A 16,736-nucleotide genomic window follows, 5' to 3' on the forward strand; every position below is an offset into this window, starting at 1 on the left:
CTTCACACAACGAAACTGCGTCTCACAATCCCATGCTCGACATCCAGCTGCTGCGCAAAGACCTCGACGGCGTCGCCAAGCGACTCGCCGACCGCGGCTACACCCTCGACGTCGCGGCGTTCACCGCGCTCGAAGCGGAACGCCGCGCCATCCAGACCCGCACCGAAGAACTGCAGGCGCGCCGCAACAGCCTGTCGAAGCAGATTGGCGCGATGAAGGGCCGCGGCGAAGATACCTCGGCGGTCATGGCCGAAGTGGGCGGTATCGGCGACGAAATGAAAGCGTCGGCCGCCAAGCTCGACGAAATCCAGACCAGGCTCTCCGACCTGCTGCTCGGCGTGCCGAATCTGCCGCACGAGAGCGTGCCCGCGGGCAAGGACGAGAAGGACAACGTGGAAGTGCGCCGCTGGGGCACGCCGCGCCAGTTCAGCTTCGAAGTGAAGGATCACGTCGACGTGGGCACGCCGCTGGGTCTCGACTTCGAGACCGGCGCGAAGCTCTCGGGCGCGCGCTTCACGATGCTGCGCGGCCAGATCGCGCGCCTGCATCGCGCGCTCGCGCAGTTCATGATCGACACGCACACGCTGAAGCATGGCTACACGGAAGCGTACACGCCTTACATCGTGAATCCGGAAATCCTGTACGGCACGGGCCAGTTGCCCAAGTTCGCCGAGGATATGTTCCGCGTGGAGAAGGGCGGCGCCGAGAACACGGTCACGCAATATCTGATCTCCACCTCGGAAATCTCGCTCACGAACACGGTGCGCGAGAGCATCGTCGAAGGCAGCGCGCTGCCCATCAAGCTCACGGCGCATTCGCCGTGCTTCCGCTCGGAGGCCGGATCGTATGGCCGCGACACGCGCGGCATGATCCGTCAGCATCAGTTCGACAAGGTCGAGATGGTCCAGATCGTCGCACCGGAAACGTCCTACGACGCGCTGGAGCAAATGGTCGTGCACGCGGAAACCATTCTGCAAAAGCTCGGCCTGCCGTACCGCGTGATCACACTGTGCACGGGCGACATGGGTTTCTCGGCCTCCAAGACCTACGACCTCGAAGTGTGGCTGCCGGCGCAGAACACGTATCGCGAAATTTCGAGCTGCTCGAACACCGAGGCATTCCAGGCGCGCCGCATGCAGGCGCGTTACCGCAACGCCCAGGGCAAGCCGGAGCTCGTGCATACGCTCAATGGTTCGGGTCTCGCGGTTGGCCGCACGCTGGTTGCCGTGCTCGAGAACTACCAGGAAGCGGATGGTTCGGTCACGGTGCCAGAGGTGCTGCGTCCGTACATGGGCGGCGTCGCGCGGCTCGAGGCGATCGCCTGAACGCCCCTTGAACGCCGTAGGCACACATCCGGCAGGCCGGGACATCTGAATGTCTTGCCCTCGAAATTTTTCTCAAACGAGGGCTTGCAAAGCTCAGAATATGTTCTATAATCTTCGCTTCTCTGGTCGCCGACCAAGACCGGAGAAGCAGTAAAGCAAAGCAATACCCGGCAGTACCCCCGGAGAGGTGGCAGAGTGGTCGAATGTACCTGACTCGAAATCAGGCGTACGGTTTCCCCGTACCGTGGGTTCGAATCCCACCCTCTCCGCCAAATTCAGAAAACCCCTGCATGCTTAACGGCTGCGGGGGTTTTTGTTTTTGCGCTGTGCCTCTCTATCCTTGTTTCTATACCTGTTTTCCGGTATGCCCACGCCGCGCCAACGAGTGCAGGAAGGTGCCCGAAATCGCCGAGTGGCCGTGATGCACGATGTGCTCGTCGATGAGTGCCCACACTGACATCCCCACGCCGCGCACGCGCTGGCAGAACGACAGATCCTCCGAGAGATAGACGCCTTTCTCGCCAACGGTGTCGAAGAAGGCATAGAAGCGGCCATCGGGCAGGTAAGGCGCGTATTGCGCGGGCGGCCGGTAGCGTTGTGTGACGGGCACGAGCGCCTCGATCGCATCGCGGCGGATGAGGAAAATGCCCGTGCCGATGTGATTGACCTCGACCCAGCCGTTGCTGACCGTGCTGCCGCCTTTCTCGTCGGTGCGAATCGCCGTGTTGTAGTCCACCGTCTTTTCCTGCCATTCGCGTAGCGAGAGGCCCACGTCATCGCTCGTGATCTTCTTTTCCACGTCGAAAAACCGGTACGGGCACGCGATGCCCGCCACCGGCTTGTTGCCGGCGATGAGGCGGGGGACCGCTTCGCGCGAAAAGTCCATGTCCGTGTCGAGAAACAGGACATGCGTGAATTCGGGGTGGCTCAGGAAATAATTCGCGAAGAAGTTACGCGCGCGGATGATGTGCGACGAAGCCGTGTGGATGTACTCGAAGCGCACGCCGCGCTCCTTGAAGGTTTCCATCAGGCGGGCCAGCGCCATTGCGAAGTCGAAATGCACTGAATTGTCGTAGGTGGGCAGCGCGATCAGAATGTTGAGTGCGGCGTCCGATTGCGCGCTGGGCGCGACGTTTGTGGTGGGAGCGAGGCTGGACTGGGGCATGGGATGGCGGCTGGCGTTCTGTTCACGTCGTTGTAAGATATTTCTCATTTTTAAGGGTGGCTTGTGCGCGGACAATCGGACGTATCCGAATCGACGCCGACCGGAGGGCGCTTGCGCCCCGGTACAATGGCGTTTTCGACGCGGCTCCCTTGAATTTGCGGCGAGGCGCTCCGCGCGCCGTCGCGCTCACTATCGTTCACAGATGGCTATCACCTACAAATCCGCCGACGACCTCGCGCGTCTGCGCATTTCCGGCCGGCTTGCCGCCGACGTACTCGCCATGATCGGCGAGCACGTCAAGCCAGGCGTCTCCACCGACGACCTCGACGCGATCTGCAATGACTATATCGTCAACACGCTCAAGGCGGTGCCGGCGAACGTCGGCTACCTCGGCTTTCCGAAGACGATCTGCACCTCGGTCAACTCAGTGGTCTGCCACGGCATTCCGAACCGCAACGAGGTCCTCAAGGACGGCGACATCATCAACATCGACGTGGCCGTGATCAAGGACGGCTATTTCGGGGACACGAGCCGTATGTACACGGTGGGCACGCCGAGCACGGTCGGGCGCCGCCTCATCGACACGACTTACGAGGCGATGCTCGCCGGCATCCGAGAGGTGAAACCCGGCGCCACGCTCGGCGACGTGGGCCACGCGATTCAGCGGCGCGCCCAGGCCGAAGGCTTCTCGATCGTGCGCGAGTACTGCGGTCACGGTATCGGCAAGGTCTATCACGAAGAGCCGCAGGTGCTGCACTACGGCCAGCCGGGCCAGGGCGTGCGCCTGAAGCCGGGCATGGTCTTCACGATCGAGCCGATGGTCAACGCGGGCCGCGCCGGCACGACGGTGCAGCGCGACGGCTGGACGGTGGTGACGAAGGACCGCTCGCTCTCCGCGCAATGGGAGCACATGGTGGCGGTCACCGACGAAGGCTACGAACTCATCACGCCCTGGCCGGACGGCACGGGCGCGTACGAAGCCCCGTGAGGGCCGCGGTGCGTCTGCCTGTGGGGCCCGTCGGTCGGCCTGTCAAGTCCCGCGTGAGTGGTGTGTACGGGGCAATTTTGTTAAATAAGGATTTGACTCTCCGTCCAGTTCGGTTAAAGCTACGCGTTAGTGCTTTATTGGGGTTTACGACTGCATGAGTCCGTCACTGACCGTTCGCCGTATCGCTGCCGATCAGGGTGCCGTGCTCCGCGAGCTTCGAACTGCTTCGCTGCGCGACGCGCCTTACGCGTTCGGCGACTCGCTTGAAGACGCGCTGTCCGCTGATGTAGCCGTTTTCGACGCTGCGGCTGCTCGTCACGCTGACTCGCATACCGCTACATCGTTCATCCTCTATACCGAGGGTCATCCGGCCGGCCTGATCGGCGCGAACTTCGAAAGCGCGCCGGCACGCCGCGCGTTCGTGTTCGCGTTGTGGGTGGCGCCGGCCGTGCGGCATCTGCGCGGCGGCGAGCTGCTCCTGAACGCCGCCATCGAGTGGCTCTTGAGCGAAGGCGCCACGCAGGTCTTCGCCTGGGTGACCGATAACAACGTCACCGCCATGCGCTTCTACGAGCGGCTCGGATTCGTCGCCACGGGCGACCACGCTCGCAGCACGCAAACGCCCGAGCAGTGGGAGACGCTCCTCGTACGCGACGTCGCGCTCGCGCACAAGAGCCTGTCGGCCCAGTAACGGAGTGCCGCTCCAGCACCTTTTCCCTTGCCTTTTACGCCATGACGTGCGGCCTGCACGTCATGCGCCGGCATCCCCGCCGTTGTGCCTCGTTCCCTGTGTCGCCGCATTTTGAGCCATTAAAAATAATGGCCGTGTGCGTCGACGCCTGTAAAATACGCAAAATTTTTCGCCGAACGCCATGTCGCCCAGGAAATCGCCATATTTTGAACTGAAGAGCGGTTCAGTCGAGACGCTTCTGTTCGTGGTCAAAACGACTGAACTCGATGCGATGCGCGCCGAGCTTACCCGGCGTTTCGAGGCGACGCCCGAATTCTTCGCCAACGATACGGTAGCCATCGACCTGCGGCGCCTCGCAGTGGGCGAGCAGGTGGCGCTGACCGAAATCGCGCGCCTGCTCGAAAGCGTGCGCATGCGCCCCATGGGCGTGGTCGCCCAGCCCGCACAGCATGGCTGGGCCGCCGAAGCGGGCCTGCCATTCCTCGAAGCGCGCGACAAGCGCGTCGCCCCGATCGGTGCAGTCGGCCCGGGCGGCGATGTGTCCGCCAACGGCTCGGCCGCTGCGCACGAAGCCGGCGTCGCTGCTGCTGCCGGTGCTGCCAAGGCCGGCGCGCCCACACAGTCCACCGATGCCAGCGCGGTTGCAAATGCAAGTGCGGACGCGGGCACGAGCACGAGCGCTGGCGGCGCCGCAGCGGCGGCCTCCAGCGCGGCCGCTGTGCAGCCGGAACTCTTCTCCCAGGAGGCTCCCGAGGCGGACGCCGGAATCGAAGCGGGCGCCGCCGTGGCGCGCTCGGCGAGCACGGAGCCCACGCTCGTGATCGACCGGCCGCTGCGCTCGGGCCAGCGCATCTACGCGAAGGGCGATCTGGTCGTGCTCGGCATGGTGTCCAACGGGGCGGAAGTGATCGCCGAAGGCAACATCCATATTTACGCGCCGTTGCGTGGCCGCGCGCTCGCGGGCGTGCACGGCAACCACGACGCACGCATTTTCTGCACGAGCCTCGAGGCGGAACTCATTTCGATTGCGGGCATCTACCGTACCGCTGAAGTTCCGCTCGCCGAAGAGGTGAAGGGCAAGCCGGCGCAAATCCGGCTCGACGAAGAAAGACTCTTGATCGAACCGTTGAGGCTCACCTGAGTTGCCGCTCGAGCGTGAGCAACACGCGGGCGTGAGCGGCACGCGATGAGACCAAACTGAGAAACTGACGAACGCAAGGTAAGGGAATGGCAAAAATCATTGTGGTGACTTCGGGCAAAGGTGGCGTCGGCAAAACGACCACGAGCGCGAGTTTCGCATCGGGCCTCGCGTTGCGTGGCCACAAGACCGCGGTCATCGACTTCGACGTGGGCCTGCGCAATCTCGACCTCATCATGGGTTGCGAGCGCCGCGTCGTGTACGACCTGATCAATGTGATCCAGGGTGAGGCGAACCTCAATCAGGCGCTCATCAAGGACAAGAAGTGCGAGAACCTCTTCATCCTGCCGGCTTCGCAGACGCGCGACAAGGACGCGCTCACGAAGGAAGGCGTGGAGAAGGTGATCGAGGATCTGCGCAAGATGGACTTCCAGTACATCATCTGCGATTCGCCGGCGGGCATTGAATCGGGCGCGCTGCTTGCAATGCACTTCGCGGACGAAGCGCTCATCGTGACGAATCCGGAAGTGTCCTCCGTGCGCGACTCGGACCGTATCCTCGGCATGCTTTCGTCGAAGACCAAGCGTGCGATCGAAGGCAAGGATCCGATCAAGGAGCATCTGCTCATCACGCGCTACAACCCCAAGCGCGTGAGCGAAGGCGAAATGCTCTCGCTTTCCGACATCTCGGAGATCCTGCGCATCGAGCTGATCGGCGTGATCCCGGAATCGGAAGCGGTGCTGCATGCATCGAACCAGGGCCTGCCCGCAGTCCATCTCGACGGCACCGATGTCGCCGAGTCGTACAAGGACGTGGTGTCGCGCTTTCTCGGCGAAGACAAGACGCTTCGTTTCACCGATTACCAGAAGCCGGGGCTCCTGCAGCGCCTCTTCGGTAGCAAGTAAGGGAGGCGCACGTCATGTCGTTTCTTTCGTTTTTTCTCGGCGAGAAGAAGAAGTCCGCCTCGGTAGCGAAGGAACGCCTGCAGCTCATCATTGCTCACGAGCGTGCAGGCGGTCATCCGCCCGCCGATTATCTGCCGGCCCTGCAACGCGAACTGGTCGCGGTGATCTCGAAGTACGTAAAGATCTCCGACGACGATATCCGCGTGAGCCTCGAACGTCAGGACGACCTTGAAGTGCTCGAGGTCAAGATCGAGATTCCGCAGGCCTGATGCACCTGACGCGCGCGGAGCAATTGTGCGCCGCGCGCATCTCGATATTTCCCCGCAACGCCATCGCGTTGCGTGCATGCGCGTGTATTTGCGCGCCCGCGCCTGATGAGCGCTCAAGCGTGCTCAATGCGTGCTCAATGTGGGCATGATGCGCGCGTTCCGTATGGGCGTTTCATCGCCGCTTCCCTTGCCGAAATATTCGGTTTCACTTCACCCCTCGCGGTAACACGGCCGTTGTCAGCGCAGGCGCGTGCTCGCGCATTGATCGGGTAACGCCACTCTCGGCGTCCAACTCGAAGGGGAGATTTACATGAACAACGCCATCCGCCTGCTCGTTGCCAAGGCCGCTATCGTCGTCGCGGGCGCTTGCGCCGTCGCCGCGCCCGCGTTCGCGGAAGTCGTCGTCATCGCGCCGAGCGCGCCCCCGCCCGTGCGCGTCGAAGTCGTGCCCGCGCCGCGCGTCGGCTATGTCTGGGATCAGGGCCACTGGCGCTGGGATCGCGGCCACTACGTGTGGATCGCGGGTCACTGGCAGGCCCAGCGTATCGGCTATCACTGGGTGCCGGGGCACTGGGTCGCGCACGGTCCGAACTGGCGCTGGGTCGAAGGTCGCTGGGTGGCTTGAGATTCGCGCCCGCACTTAACGACCGCTTTGTATAGAGCCGGAATAAGTGCTCCGTATGGGACAGGATGGGACAGGAAAACACCATGAGCAAAAGACTGCTTGCCGCCGCGGCCCTCGCGATCACGCTGGCCGGTTGCATCGTCGTGCCGGCGCGGCCCATGTATATGCGGCCCGGGCCCGTCGTGATCTATTGACGCCACTACGTGCCATTCAATGGCGTGACAAGCTGGGTGTGACAAGCCCGGCGCACCTCAGCGGTTTGCGGTTTGGTCCGCTGAAGTGTCGCCGGGCTTGTCGTTTTCAGGCGTGGCATCCGGTGCCTGCTGCATCATCTGTGTCATTCGCATATCGGCGGCGATGCTGGCGTCGTTGGCCGCTCGCGGCTCGTGGGCGGCAGCTTGCGCATCCGCGGCGTGCGTTGCGCTTGCTGCCGTCACTGTCATGGCCGGTTGCGCGTAGCGCAGCGAGAGCGTTTCGTAGAGCGGCGGCGCAAAAATGCGCGAGACGCGGCTCGCGATCAGCGCGGTGGCCATCAGCGAGATTACGAGCGCGTGGCCGTCGATCATCTCCATGACGATCACGAACGAAGTGATGGGCGATTGCGTGACCGCCGCCAGATAGCCGACCATGGCGAGCGCGATGAGCATCGGTAACTGCATGCTGCTGAAGAGCATGTGCAGCACGTTGCCGAAGCCCGCGCCGATCGACAGTGAAGGGGCGAAGATACCGCCCGGAATGCCCGGCAGGTAGGAGCCGACCATCGACGCCATCTTGAGGAATGGATACGCGACCGACAGATGCTCGCGTCCATCGAGCAGGCCGCGCGCTTCGGCGTAGCCGCTGCCGAACGTCGTGCCGCCCGAGACGAGTCCGATCAGCGAGATAGCGAGCCCGCACAGCGCGGCGAACGCGATGGGGCGCTCGACATGCAGCTTGCGCAGCGGTGCGGGAATCCAGCGTTGGGTGTTGATCAGCAACCAGGCGAAAACGCCACCCGCGATGCCGGTGATGAGCGCGGTGATGACCACCGCCACGGCGAGCAGGTCGGGGAAGTGCGCACCGATCTGGATCGTGCCGAAGTACGTGTAGTTGCCGTTCAGGCCGAGCGCAATCACACCGGCGACGATGATCGACGTGATGACCACGCCGCTTGCGCGCGCCTCGAAGCTGCGCGTGAGCTCTTCGATGGCGAACACGATGCCCGCGAGCGGTGTGTTGAACGCCGCGGACAGTCCCGCGGCCGCGCCGGCGAGCACGAGCTTGCGCTCGATGAGCGCATTCGAGCGCGGGTAGAAGCGGCGCATGTTGAACATCAACGCCGCGCCAACCTGCACCGTGGGTCCTTCGCGGCCGATCGTGAAGCCACCCAGAATGGCGAGGAACGAGACGGCGATCTTGCCCGCGAGAATACGGAGCGTGAGCAGGCGTGTCCCCGCTGAGCCGGTTTTCGTGTGCAGCGTGGCGATCACCTGCGGAATCCCACTGCCTTCGGCACCGCGAAAGAAGGTGCGGGTGAGCCATACGGCGGCAGCCGCAACGGCAGGCGTGACGATGAGCGGCAGCCAGACGTGCTCATGCTGCACGCGCAGGAAGGCGTTGTAGCCCCAGTCGATCAGGCGCGCGTAGAGCACCGCGACGAGACCGACCGCGATCGCACCGAGCCAGAGCACACCGTACTGCCGCCACAGCCGGCGCGCGCGTCGTGTGAGAAGCGAAAGGAGGTCTGAGTTCACGGTGCGCATGGTCGATTCAGGGCGCAAAAGATCAATTGTAGCGGCGTGAAGGCGGGTGCCGCACTCACCTGCGCGATGAATCGGGCTTCCCCCAAGCTGGCTTCGGGTGTCGGATCGCATAAAGGAGGGCCCGATGAATGGCATGCGCGCTCGTAGATTTGTCCGCTGAGTCGGTGCCGCTCCGCTAAAATCTCGGGAAAATTCAGGCAAATCACGGAAATCGGACTTCGCAGGTCCGCAGCACAATGAAACGAGTTTTGATTGTCAAAGTGACCTCGCTCGGCGATATCGTCGAGGCACTTCCGGTCGTAGCCGACGTGCAACGCGCATTTCCCGGCGTGAAGGTCGACTGGGCCTCCGACGAGTTGTTCGCCGATATCGTGCGCTGGAACGCCGGCGTCGACCGTGCGCTCTACGCGCCGCTGCGGCGTTTCAAGAAGGCGCGCCGCTGGAGCGACTTCAAGGCGATCTGGGCGTCGATTGCCGAACTGCGCGCCGAGCGCTACGACGCGATCATCGATATCCATGGTGTCTACAAGAGCGCGATCATCGCCTTTCTCGCACGCGGGCGGCGGCGTTTCGGCTATCTCGCGCAGGATCTCGGCGAGCGCGGTGCAGCCTTCGCCTACAACGGCCGCTTCGGCCCGCGTCCGAAGTGCGATGCGTGGCTGGGCATGCGCATCAGCACGGGCGAGGCGCTGGGCTACAAGATCGACACGCCGCCCAATTTCCAGATGCGCATTCCGCGCGATGGCAACGCGCTCCCCGCGCCCGACGCGCCTACGGCGCTGATCTTCCACGCCACCTCGAAGGAAGAGAAGAAGTGGCCCGTCGAGCATTGGGGCGAGTTGTGCCGCGCACTCATGGCACGCGGCCTGCGCATCGAATTGCCGTGGGGCTCGGATGCCGAGCACGCCACGGCGCGCGAGATCGCCGCGCTCGTGCCCGGCGCGACGGTGCTGCCGCGTCTCACAGTCTTGCAAGTCGCGCAGCGCATCGAAGACAGTGCGCTCGTGGTCGGCACCGACACGGGCTTCGTGCATCTCGGCCATGCGCTGCTCAAGCCGACCGTCATGATCTTCGTTGCGACCAACGCGGAGCATCTTGGTGTGCGCGCGCCGAACCGCTCGATTTCGATCGGCGATGGACATCATGTGCCGCCTGTTGCGGTCGCGCTCGATGCAGTCGATCGCGTCTATCCCGCGCGTAACGGCGGCGATGCGACGAAGGGGCCGCTCGCTACCGCGGCCTGACTGACGCGCTGTTTTTGCGGCGCCGTTGCTTCGGTGTCGTTTCACCGGCGCTACTTCCCTGGCGCATTTCCCCATTACAGAGTTGTTAAAAGTGTCGCCGTTGCCTGCAGCGCGCCGCGCTGACAGCGCGTGCGCCTGCGAGACGTTGTGCGGGCTGTAACACCAGGCATACGGCCTCTTACAAATTGCAACGCCTCAGACGTTCGCCGTCGTGTTCAATCGAAAGCGTCCGCAGCCCGCATGGTCCATGCAGGACGGGGCCGGACACCAGACATTGACTCGACGGGAGAACGAAGTGAAACGATTGACGCGTACCCTGATTGCAGGTGCATTTCTCGCAGCGGCGCTGGGCGGGTGCGTCGTGGTGCCGGCGGGTGGCTATTACGGTGGAGGCTACCACCACGGCTATTACTATCGATGAGGCTCTCGTGGAGCGTGGCGGTGTGCTCAGGCGAGCAGCAGCTCGACCGCGACCACCGCTGCGATTGCCGCAGCGTTGGCAACCAGCGCTTCCAGCACGACTGAGCGCCAGGTCGCCGTGCGCAGGCGGAAGGCCAGAACGAGTGAGATACCCAGCGCGAGTGCGATCATCAGCACGATATCGGCGTTGCTCAGATTCAGGTTCATCGTTGACCTCCCTGGCAGACGGATACGGACCTCGCCAATTCGAGTATAGGCACGCTGGTGTCTGCGGCAACAAAAAAGCGGAATCCGCCTCGCGGACTCCGCTTTTTTTGTTGCAGTTGCATTGCCGGGCGCACAGGGCCCGGCGCACGATTCAGGTCAGCGACGTGTGACGCGTCTCGCGCATGCACAACACGCCGAAGAGGCTCACGCATGCCGCGATCGAGACATAGGCGCCGACCCACGAGAGGCCGCCGCGCGCCGCGAGCACCTGCGCGATATACGGCGCCACCGATGCACCCAGGATGCCGCCCAGGTTGTACGCCACACCCGCGCCCGTGTATCGCACGCTGGTGGGGAAGAGCTCGGGCAGCAGGGCGCCCATCGGCGCGAAGGTGGCGCCCATCAGGAACAGCTCGATCACGAGGAAGAGCAGCACGAGCGGCAGCGAGCCGCTGCCGAGCAGCGGCTGCATCGTGAAGCCCGAGAGGATGGCGGCGATGCAACTGACGATCAGCACCGGCTTGCGGCCGAAGCGGTCGGAAAGCCAGGCCGAAATCGGCGTGGCGATGCCCATGAACACCACGGCGATACACAGCATGCCGAGGAAGGTCGGGCGCGGGATATGCAGGGCGCTCACGCCGTGCGAGAGCGAGAACACGGTTGCGTTGTAGAACAGCGTGTAGCAGACCACCATCGCGAGCGCGCCGAGCAGCGTCGGCCACCAGTGCTTCGAGAGCAGCGCGGCAACCGGCACGCGCACGCGCTCGTCGCGCTCGATGGCGGCCTTGAACGCGGGCGTTTCGGCGATCTTCAGGCGCACATAGAGGCCCAGCGCGACAAGCACTGCCGAGACGATGAACGGCACGCGCCAGCCCCAGTCGCGGAACTGCTGGTCGGAGAGCGTGGAGGCGAGGCCGAAGAAGAGACCGTTCGAAGCCAGAAAGCCCACCGACGGCCCGAGTTGCGGGAACATGCCGAACCAGCCGCGCTTGCCTTGCGGCGCGTATTCGGTTGCGAGCAGCGCCGCGCCGCCCCATTCGCCGCCAAGACCGATGCCCTGGCCGAAGCGCAGCACGCACAGCAGGATCGGCGCGAGGCTGCCGATCGAGTCGTAGCCGGGCACGAAGCCGATCAGCGTGGTGGAAAGACCCATCACGAGCAGCGAGGCGACGAGCGTGGATTTGCGGCCGATGCGGTCGCCGAAGTGGCCGAAGATGAACGAGCCGATGGGCCGCGCGACGAACGCGATGCCGAATGTCACGAACGCGGAGAGCGCCTGGGCCGTGGCCGAGCCATGTGGGAAGAACACGGGGCCGATTACGAGCGCGGCGGCCGTTGCGTACACATAGAAGTCGTAGAACTCGATCGCGGTGCCGATGAAGCTCGCGAAGATCACGCGCGCGGCGCTTTGCTGCTTCGCCGCGTTGGCCTGATCGGCGCTCGCGGGCGAAATGGGAGAAGTGGACATCGAAGGGTCTCCAGTCGTTGTGCTGCCGTGATGCTGTCGTTGAGAGGCGCACCTTGCGCTTCTTGGCGCATGAGGCTCAAGCGTCCTCTGCATGAGGCGCAGGTGTCTTTTGTTCATGGCTCGAAGCCCGGCGGGCCGGCGGCGTGGCTGAGCGGTCTCAGGGCAGCAGCGCCTCGCCGTTGGCGGATGCCTTGGCGGCATCTTTGCGCAGGCAACGATTTATCAGTATGCATCGTGCTGCGCCGGGGCTGCACGATGCGGGAACCGGCCGGGCGCGCGCGGATAAGCGCAAGTGGGCACGAGACGTGACCGGGCGGCGGTCGGGTTACGCGTTGGCGCGGCGCGGGTGGCGCCAGACCATGTGCGAGGCCGGGCAAATGCCGGCGGGGGTAGCGAAAAATTATAACGACCGTTCGCGACACCCAGCAAGGCTCCGCAAGCCTGGACGCGAGAACTCGCAAGCCGGGCGGTGCTACGGCGATTTAGTTGAAGCTCTGCGCCTGCGGCGAAGCGAGCGTGCGCAACTGGAATTTGCCGTCGTCGTTGAAGAGCCAGTCTTCGAATAGCTCGATCTGGCCGATCGAGTTGAGCAGATGTGTTGGCGGCGGCGGCAACGGCGCCGAATGGCGCAGCGTGACGAGCGCGGTGGCTTCGGTGTCATAGTCGCCATTGGTGCGGTAGACCGACGACTTCACGATTTGTCCGTCGCGGTTGACCGTAAAGGAGATGACCACGAGCGAGCGCAGCATCGCCTGCGGCTTGCCGTGCAGCACGTAGGAAGGATTACGCTCGACGATGTGCTTCGCCACGGCGGCGCGATAGTCGTCGAGTGCCACGCTGTTGATGGCCTGGGGCGGGATGACCAGGAGCGGGCGAGGCGGCGGTGTGATCGTGCAGGCGCTCGCGAGGGCGAGCAGCAAGGATGGGCCGAGATAGTGCAGCAGGCGCGCGCAGGCGGGTGTGCGGCTAAGGGCGCTCACGGCTGCAAGGCCGCTGCGCGGGCGGACGCGGATGAGCATGGCAAGCAGGCTCGGATGCGAAACCAGATTCGAGCTTAGTCGAAACGAGCCGGGTTTCAATCCGCAGTCACCCGCGTGGCGTGTCCGGGTGTGCGTTCAGGGTTGCCTTGAACGAGGCAGCGCGAGGCAGACAGCGGGAGAGGCGTGTTGAGCGCTTATTCGACCGGGAACTGTGCGCACGGATCTGCGGCCACGGTGGCGCAGGCGTACGAGTATTCACCGCTCTTCAGGAACAGCTCTTTGCCGACCTGGAGGTTGTCGCGCAGATTGGGCGAGCTTTCCCAGGCGATGTAGCTCGAGCACATCACGGCAAACAGAACGACGATCGAAAACGCGAACTTTTCAAGCAATTGGAAACGGTGCGGCATGATAAATCCCCTTAATGGACGGGATTGTACCGCACTACTAGGGTTTGTACCTAGGTATCTGCCATATAGCTGGCATGGTATGTGGCAAAGATATCGGTATGCGACCCTTAAATAGCAGCAAGGATGCAGCCGAGATGTGTCGTCACGAGGCGCCTGTGGCATTGGCCGTGCAACTCGGCGGGGAATTATGGCGGGGAAAGCAGGGATGCTGTTTCTGCGTGCCGCAGCGAGCGTTTCAGGTGCGCTGCTCTACGTTGCTGCTACGGGCAGGGGGCGGATGCTGGATGGAGAGTTCTGCTGGCGGAGGCGGTGAGATTCGAACTCACGGAAGGGTTACCCCTTCGCCGGTTTTCAAGACCGGTGCATTCAACCACTCTGCCACACCTCCGGAGCCGCGCATTGTAACCCGAAACGTCCGCGCGCCGGCAGTCCCCCATCATCTCGATTTGAGCGTCAGACGGGCTCTTTGAGAAACATCTCCTGCAGATCGTTGAGAAACCGTTGCCCCAGCTCGGTAGGCGCGATCTTCTCGTAGTCGCGCATGATAAGGCCGCGCTTTTCCGCGTCCCGCAAGGCGGGTTCGATCGTCGTGATCGGCAGCCCCGTGCGTTCCATGAAGCGATGCACCGGGAAGCCTTCCACGAGCCGCAGCGCGTTGAGCATGAATTCGAACGGCAAGTCGCGCGCGCTTACTTCGTGCTCTTCCTGGACCGGCTTGCCCGCGCGCGCTTCTTCGATGAACGTGGCCGGATGTTTGTAGCGCATCTGGCGCACGATGCGATTCGGGAACGAGAGTTTCGAGTGCGCGCCTGCGCCAATGCCCAGGTAATCGCCGAAACGCCAGTAGTTGAGGTTGTGGCGGCTCTGCCGGTTCGGCTGCGCATAGGCCGATACCTCATAGCGTCCATAGCCGGCCTCGGCCGTGCGCGCGTGGATCCACTCTTGCATGTCCGCCGAGAGGTCGTCGTCGGGCACGGCGGGCGGAAACTTCGCGAACAGCGTGTTCGGCTCGAGCGTGAGGTGATAGAGCGACAGATGTGGCGGCGCGAACGAGAGCGCCGTTTCGACATCGGCCTGGCATTCGGCGAGCGTCTGCTGCGGCAGCGCGAACATCAGATCGAGATTGAAATTGTCGAACGTGTTCGCAGCCACCTCCACGGCATGACGCGCTTGGGTTGCGTCGTGAATGCGTCCGAGCGCTTTCAGATGCGTCTCGTTGAAACTCTGGATGCCCACCGAAAGCCGGTTCACGCCGCTCGCGCGAAACTGCGCGAACTTTGCCGCTTCGAAGGTTCCGGGGTTCGCTTCGAGCGTGATTTCGGCGTCGGCGTCGAGCGGCAGCAGTGCGCGCACGTCGGAAAGCAGGCGATCGAGCCCCGCCGCCGAGAGCAGGCTGGGCGTGCCCCCGCCGATGAACACCGTGTGCACCTGGCGGCCCCAGACGAGCGGCAGCGCCTGTTCGAGGTCGGCGCGCAGCGCGTCGAGGTAGTCGTCTTCGGGAAAGCGCTCGCCTTTCCATTCGTGCGAGTTGAAATCGCAGTACGGGCACTTGCGCACGCACCACGGGAAATGCACGTAAAGCGAGAGTGGCGGCAGCGAGGTCAGGCGGATGCTGCCGGGCATCGTGAACGACTGGATCACGTCGATGCCGGTGCGATGCTGCTGGCTCACGCTAGCTCCTCCAGCCGCGCGAGCAGTTGCCGCAAGGCGATGGCGCGATGGCTCGAGGCGTTCTTCAGCGCCGGATCGAGTTCGGCAGCCGTGGCTTCGAGGCCCGGAATGTAGAAGTACGGGTCGTAGCCGAAGCCGTTTTCGCCGCGCGGTGCATCGAGCACGACGCCGTGCCAGCGGCCTTCGGCGATCAGCGGCTCGGGGTCGTCCGCGTGGCGCACGAGTGCCAGCACGCAGTAGTAGTAGGCGCGGTGGTCGGCGTGCGCCTTGAGGTTTTCAACCAGCAGCGCGTTATTCGCTGCGTCGCTCTTTTCGCCGCCCGCGAGTTGGGCGTAGCGCGCCGAATAGACGCCGGGCGCACCGCCCAAGGCGCGCACGCACAGGCCCGAATCGTCGGCGAGGGCGGGCAGGCCCGTGAGCTTCGCAGCATGGCGCGCCTTGGCGAGCGCGTTCTCGACGAACGTAACGTGCGGCTCTTCGGCTTCGGGCACGTTCAAGGCGCCTTGCGGCACGAGTTCGATGCCCGCCGCGCCCAGCAGCCCCGCGAACTCGCGCAGCTTGCCCGCGTTGTTCGAGGCGAGCACGACGCGCGAGAGCGTGTCGACGCCCGGCGCAGCGGCGCCCTGCACGCCCGCACCCGTATCGGGCAAATTAGCCATGCGTGATCTCCAGCGCGGCCTTTTGCTTTTCGATCAGCGTGGCAATGCCGCCCTGCGCGAGGTCCAGCAGCGCGTTCAGTTCGTTGCGCGAGAACGGTGCGCCTTCGGCGGTGCCTTGCACTTCGACCATGCCGCCCGAGCCCGTCATGACGACGTTCATGTCGGTGTCGCATTCCGAGTCTTCGGCATAGTCGAGATCGAGCACCGGTACCCCTTCGTAGACGCCCACCGAGATCGCGGCCACGTAGTCGGTGATCGGCGAGCGCTCGATGCGGCCCGTCGCGAGCAGCTTCGTGACCGCGTCGTGCGCTGCCACGAACGCGCCCGTGATGCTCGCCGTGCGCGTGCCGCCGTCGGCTTGCAGCACGTCGCAGTCGAGGTTGATGGTGCGCGCGCCGAGCAATTCGAGGTCGAACACGGCACGCATCGCGCGGCCGATCAGGCGCTGGATTTCCTGGGTGCGGCCCGTTTGCTTGCCGCGTGCGGCTTCGCGGTCGCTGCGCGTGTGCGTGGCGCGCGGCAGCATGCCGTATTCGGCGGTGAGCCAGCCCTGGCCCTTGTCGCGCAGGAACGGCGGCACGCTTTCGGAGACGCTCGCCGTGCACAGCACCTTGGTATCGCCGAATTCGACGAGGACCGAACCTTCGGCGTGCTTCGTGTAATGGCGGGTGATGCGGACGTCGCGAAGCTGGTCGGCGGTGCGGCCGGAGGGGCGCTGGATGGATTGGGTCATCGTCGGGCGTGCGCGAGGGCACGAAACAGGAAGGGGAAACCGCAATTTTACCGCCTTCGCGCGATGGACGATGGGTACGCACCGACGGGCGAGCAGGGT

The 16,736-nt window shown here is 64.1% G+C and carries 18 protein-coding genes and 2 tRNA genes; 10 read left to right on the forward strand and 10 right to left on the reverse strand.

Annotated elements, in window-relative coordinates:
- Positions 1 to 32: 32 nt before the first annotated feature.
- Positions 33 to 1,325, forward strand: a complete 1,293-nt coding sequence (gene serS, locus L5014_RS06925) for a serine--tRNA ligase (RefSeq protein WP_238462832.1) — start codon at positions 33 to 35, stop codon at positions 1,323 to 1,325.
- Between the two features lie 181 nt (positions 1,326 to 1,506).
- Positions 1,507 to 1,597 (forward strand) — tRNA-Ser (locus L5014_RS06930).
- 74 nt (positions 1,598 to 1,671) lie between these two features.
- On the opposite strand, the gene L5014_RS06935 is transcribed toward L5014_RS06930, so the two are convergent.
- Positions 1,672 to 2,490 carry a hypothetical protein gene (locus tag L5014_RS06935; RefSeq protein WP_238462833.1) on the reverse strand — a complete coding sequence of 273 codons (819 nt, stop codon included), beginning with the start codon at positions 2,488 to 2,490 and terminating at the stop codon, positions 1,672 to 1,674.
- A 202-nt stretch (positions 2,491 to 2,692) separates the two neighbouring features.
- Between L5014_RS06935 and map the strand changes: the two genes are divergently transcribed.
- The 6 genes from map to L5014_RS06965 all read left to right on the forward strand — a co-directional run bounded on the left by map (position 2,693) and on the right by L5014_RS06965 (position 7,106).
- Complete coding sequence (map, locus tag L5014_RS06940; RefSeq protein ID WP_238462834.1) at positions 2,693 to 3,478, forward strand: type I methionyl aminopeptidase; 786 nt, start codon at positions 2,693 to 2,695, stop codon at positions 3,476 to 3,478.
- A gap of 154 nt (positions 3,479 to 3,632) precedes the next feature.
- Positions 3,633 to 4,169, forward strand: a complete 537-nt coding sequence (locus L5014_RS06945; RefSeq protein ID WP_238462835.1) for a GNAT family N-acetyltransferase — start codon at positions 3,633 to 3,635, stop codon at positions 4,167 to 4,169.
- Positions 4,170 to 4,350: 181 nt separating this feature from the next.
- Complete coding sequence (gene minC / locus L5014_RS06950; protein WP_238462836.1) at positions 4,351 to 5,310, forward strand: septum site-determining protein MinC; 960 nt, start codon at positions 4,351 to 4,353, stop codon at positions 5,308 to 5,310.
- 86 nt (positions 5,311 to 5,396) lie between these two features.
- Positions 5,397 to 6,212 (forward strand): septum site-determining protein MinD, encoded by an 816-nt coding sequence (gene minD / locus L5014_RS06955; RefSeq protein WP_213293515.1) that lies wholly within the window; start codon positions 5,397 to 5,399, stop codon positions 6,210 to 6,212.
- Between the two features lie 14 nt (positions 6,213 to 6,226).
- Entirely contained in the window at positions 6,227 to 6,481 is a 255-nt protein-coding gene (gene minE, locus L5014_RS06960) for a cell division topological specificity factor MinE (RefSeq protein WP_028215841.1), read from the forward strand.
- Positions 6,482 to 6,791: 310 nt separating this feature from the next.
- Positions 6,792 to 7,106 carry a hypothetical protein gene (locus L5014_RS06965; protein WP_238462837.1) on the forward strand — a complete coding sequence of 105 codons (315 nt, stop codon included), beginning with the start codon at positions 6,792 to 6,794 and terminating at the stop codon, positions 7,104 to 7,106.
- 251 nt (positions 7,107 to 7,357) lie between these two features.
- Here L5014_RS06965 and L5014_RS06970 read toward each other — a convergent pair whose 3' ends face one another.
- The gene (locus tag L5014_RS06970; RefSeq protein WP_238462838.1) at positions 7,358 to 8,839 is read right to left on the reverse strand and encodes a chloride channel protein; all 1,482 of its coding nucleotides are present in this window, start codon (positions 8,837 to 8,839) and stop codon (positions 7,358 to 7,360) included.
- A 245-nt stretch (positions 8,840 to 9,084) separates the two neighbouring features.
- Between L5014_RS06970 and waaC the strand changes: the two genes are divergently transcribed.
- Together waaC and L5014_RS38580 are read left to right on the forward strand one after the other, a co-directional pair.
- Positions 9,085 to 10,092: a lipopolysaccharide heptosyltransferase I gene (waaC, locus tag L5014_RS06975; protein WP_238462839.1), complete on the forward strand. Its 1,008-nt coding sequence runs from the start codon at positions 9,085 to 9,087 to the stop codon at positions 10,090 to 10,092.
- A gap of 295 nt (positions 10,093 to 10,387) precedes the next feature.
- The gene (locus L5014_RS38580; protein ID WP_274389283.1) at positions 10,388 to 10,513 is read left to right on the forward strand and encodes a hypothetical protein; all 126 of its coding nucleotides are present in this window, start codon (positions 10,388 to 10,390) and stop codon (positions 10,511 to 10,513) included.
- A 26-nt stretch (positions 10,514 to 10,539) separates the two neighbouring features.
- Here the strand turns inward: L5014_RS38580 and L5014_RS06980 are convergent, their stop codons facing one another.
- The 8 genes from L5014_RS06980 to rph all read right to left on the reverse strand — a co-directional run bounded on the left by L5014_RS06980 (position 10,540) and on the right by rph (position 16,637).
- A complete protein-coding gene (locus L5014_RS06980) occupies positions 10,540 to 10,719 on the reverse strand; it encodes a hypothetical protein (protein ID WP_238462840.1) in 180 nt (59 codons plus the stop codon).
- 151 nt (positions 10,720 to 10,870) lie between these two features.
- Entirely contained in the window at positions 10,871 to 12,187 is a 1,317-nt protein-coding gene (locus L5014_RS06985; RefSeq protein ID WP_238462841.1) for an MFS transporter, read from the reverse strand.
- A 482-nt stretch (positions 12,188 to 12,669) separates the two neighbouring features.
- Positions 12,670 to 13,206, reverse strand: a complete 537-nt coding sequence (locus tag L5014_RS06990; RefSeq protein ID WP_238462842.1) for a TonB C-terminal domain-containing protein — start codon at positions 13,204 to 13,206, stop codon at positions 12,670 to 12,672.
- Positions 13,207 to 13,361: 155 nt separating this feature from the next.
- On the reverse strand, positions 13,362 to 13,574 hold the full coding sequence (locus L5014_RS06995) for a hypothetical protein (protein WP_238462843.1): 213 nt from the start codon (positions 13,572 to 13,574) through the stop codon (positions 13,362 to 13,364).
- A gap of 298 nt (positions 13,575 to 13,872) precedes the next feature.
- A tRNA-Ser gene (locus L5014_RS07000) sits at positions 13,873 to 13,962 on the reverse strand.
- 65 nt (positions 13,963 to 14,027) lie between these two features.
- Positions 14,028 to 15,197 carry a radical SAM family heme chaperone HemW gene (gene hemW, locus L5014_RS07005; RefSeq protein WP_274389282.1) on the reverse strand — a complete coding sequence of 390 codons (1,170 nt, stop codon included), beginning with the start codon at positions 15,195 to 15,197 and terminating at the stop codon, positions 14,028 to 14,030.
- Between the two features lie 44 nt (positions 15,198 to 15,241).
- The gene (rdgB, locus tag L5014_RS07010; protein ID WP_238462845.1) at positions 15,242 to 15,904 is read right to left on the reverse strand and encodes an RdgB/HAM1 family non-canonical purine NTP pyrophosphatase; all 663 of its coding nucleotides are present in this window, start codon (positions 15,902 to 15,904) and stop codon (positions 15,242 to 15,244) included.
- Complete coding sequence (gene rph / locus L5014_RS07015; RefSeq protein ID WP_238462846.1) at positions 15,897 to 16,637, reverse strand: ribonuclease PH; 741 nt, start codon at positions 16,635 to 16,637, stop codon at positions 15,897 to 15,899. Before rph ends, rdgB begins: the two co-directional genes overlap by 8 nt.
- Positions 16,638 to 16,736 lie beyond the last annotated feature (99 nt).

Origin of the sequence: Paraburkholderia tagetis, assembly GCF_022213065.1 — a bacterium.
Taxonomy (GTDB): Bacteria; Pseudomonadota; Gammaproteobacteria; order Burkholderiales; family Burkholderiaceae; genus Paraburkholderia; species Paraburkholderia tagetis.

What these genes read in the sequence shown, in the direction of transcription:
- serS (WP_238462832.1), top strand. Translation starts at nt 33, where the DNA reads ATGCTCGACATCCAGCTGCTGCGCAAAGACCTCGACGGCGTCGCCAAG.
- L5014_RS06935 (WP_238462833.1), bottom strand. Translation starts at nt 2,490, where the DNA reads ATGCCCCAGTCCAGCCTCGCTCCCACCACAAACGTCGCGCCCAGCGCG.
- map (WP_238462834.1), top strand. Translation starts at nt 2,693, where the DNA reads ATGGCTATCACCTACAAATCCGCCGACGACCTCGCGCGTCTGCGCATT.
- L5014_RS06945 (WP_238462835.1), top strand. Translation starts at nt 3,633, where the DNA reads ATGAGTCCGTCACTGACCGTTCGCCGTATCGCTGCCGATCAGGGTGCC.
- minC (WP_238462836.1), top strand. Translation starts at nt 4,351, where the DNA reads ATGTCGCCCAGGAAATCGCCATATTTTGAACTGAAGAGCGGTTCAGTC.
- minD (WP_213293515.1), top strand. Translation starts at nt 5,397, where the DNA reads ATGGCAAAAATCATTGTGGTGACTTCGGGCAAAGGTGGCGTCGGCAAA.
- minE (WP_028215841.1), top strand. Translation starts at nt 6,227, where the DNA reads ATGTCGTTTCTTTCGTTTTTTCTCGGCGAGAAGAAGAAGTCCGCCTCG.
- L5014_RS06965 (WP_238462837.1), top strand. Translation starts at nt 6,792, where the DNA reads ATGAACAACGCCATCCGCCTGCTCGTTGCCAAGGCCGCTATCGTCGTC.
- waaC (WP_238462839.1), top strand. Translation starts at nt 9,085, where the DNA reads ATGAAACGAGTTTTGATTGTCAAAGTGACCTCGCTCGGCGATATCGTC.
- L5014_RS06980 (WP_238462840.1), bottom strand. Translation starts at nt 10,719, where the DNA reads ATGAACCTGAATCTGAGCAACGCCGATATCGTGCTGATGATCGCACTC.
- L5014_RS06985 (WP_238462841.1), bottom strand. Translation starts at nt 12,187, where the DNA reads ATGTCCACTTCTCCCATTTCGCCCGCGAGCGCCGATCAGGCCAACGCG.
- L5014_RS06990 (WP_238462842.1), bottom strand. Translation starts at nt 13,206, where the DNA reads ATGCTCATCCGCGTCCGCCCGCGCAGCGGCCTTGCAGCCGTGAGCGCC.
- L5014_RS06995 (WP_238462843.1), bottom strand. Translation starts at nt 13,574, where the DNA reads ATGCCGCACCGTTTCCAATTGCTTGAAAAGTTCGCGTTTTCGATCGTC.
- hemW (WP_274389282.1), bottom strand. Translation starts at nt 15,197, where the DNA reads ATGCCCGGCAGCATCCGCCTGACCTCGCTGCCGCCACTCTCGCTTTAC.
- rdgB (WP_238462845.1), bottom strand. Translation starts at nt 15,904, where the DNA reads ATGGCTAATTTGCCCGATACGGGTGCGGGCGTGCAGGGCGCCGCTGCG.
- rph (WP_238462846.1), bottom strand. Translation starts at nt 16,637, where the DNA reads ATGACCCAATCCATCCAGCGCCCCTCCGGCCGCACCGCCGACCAGCTT.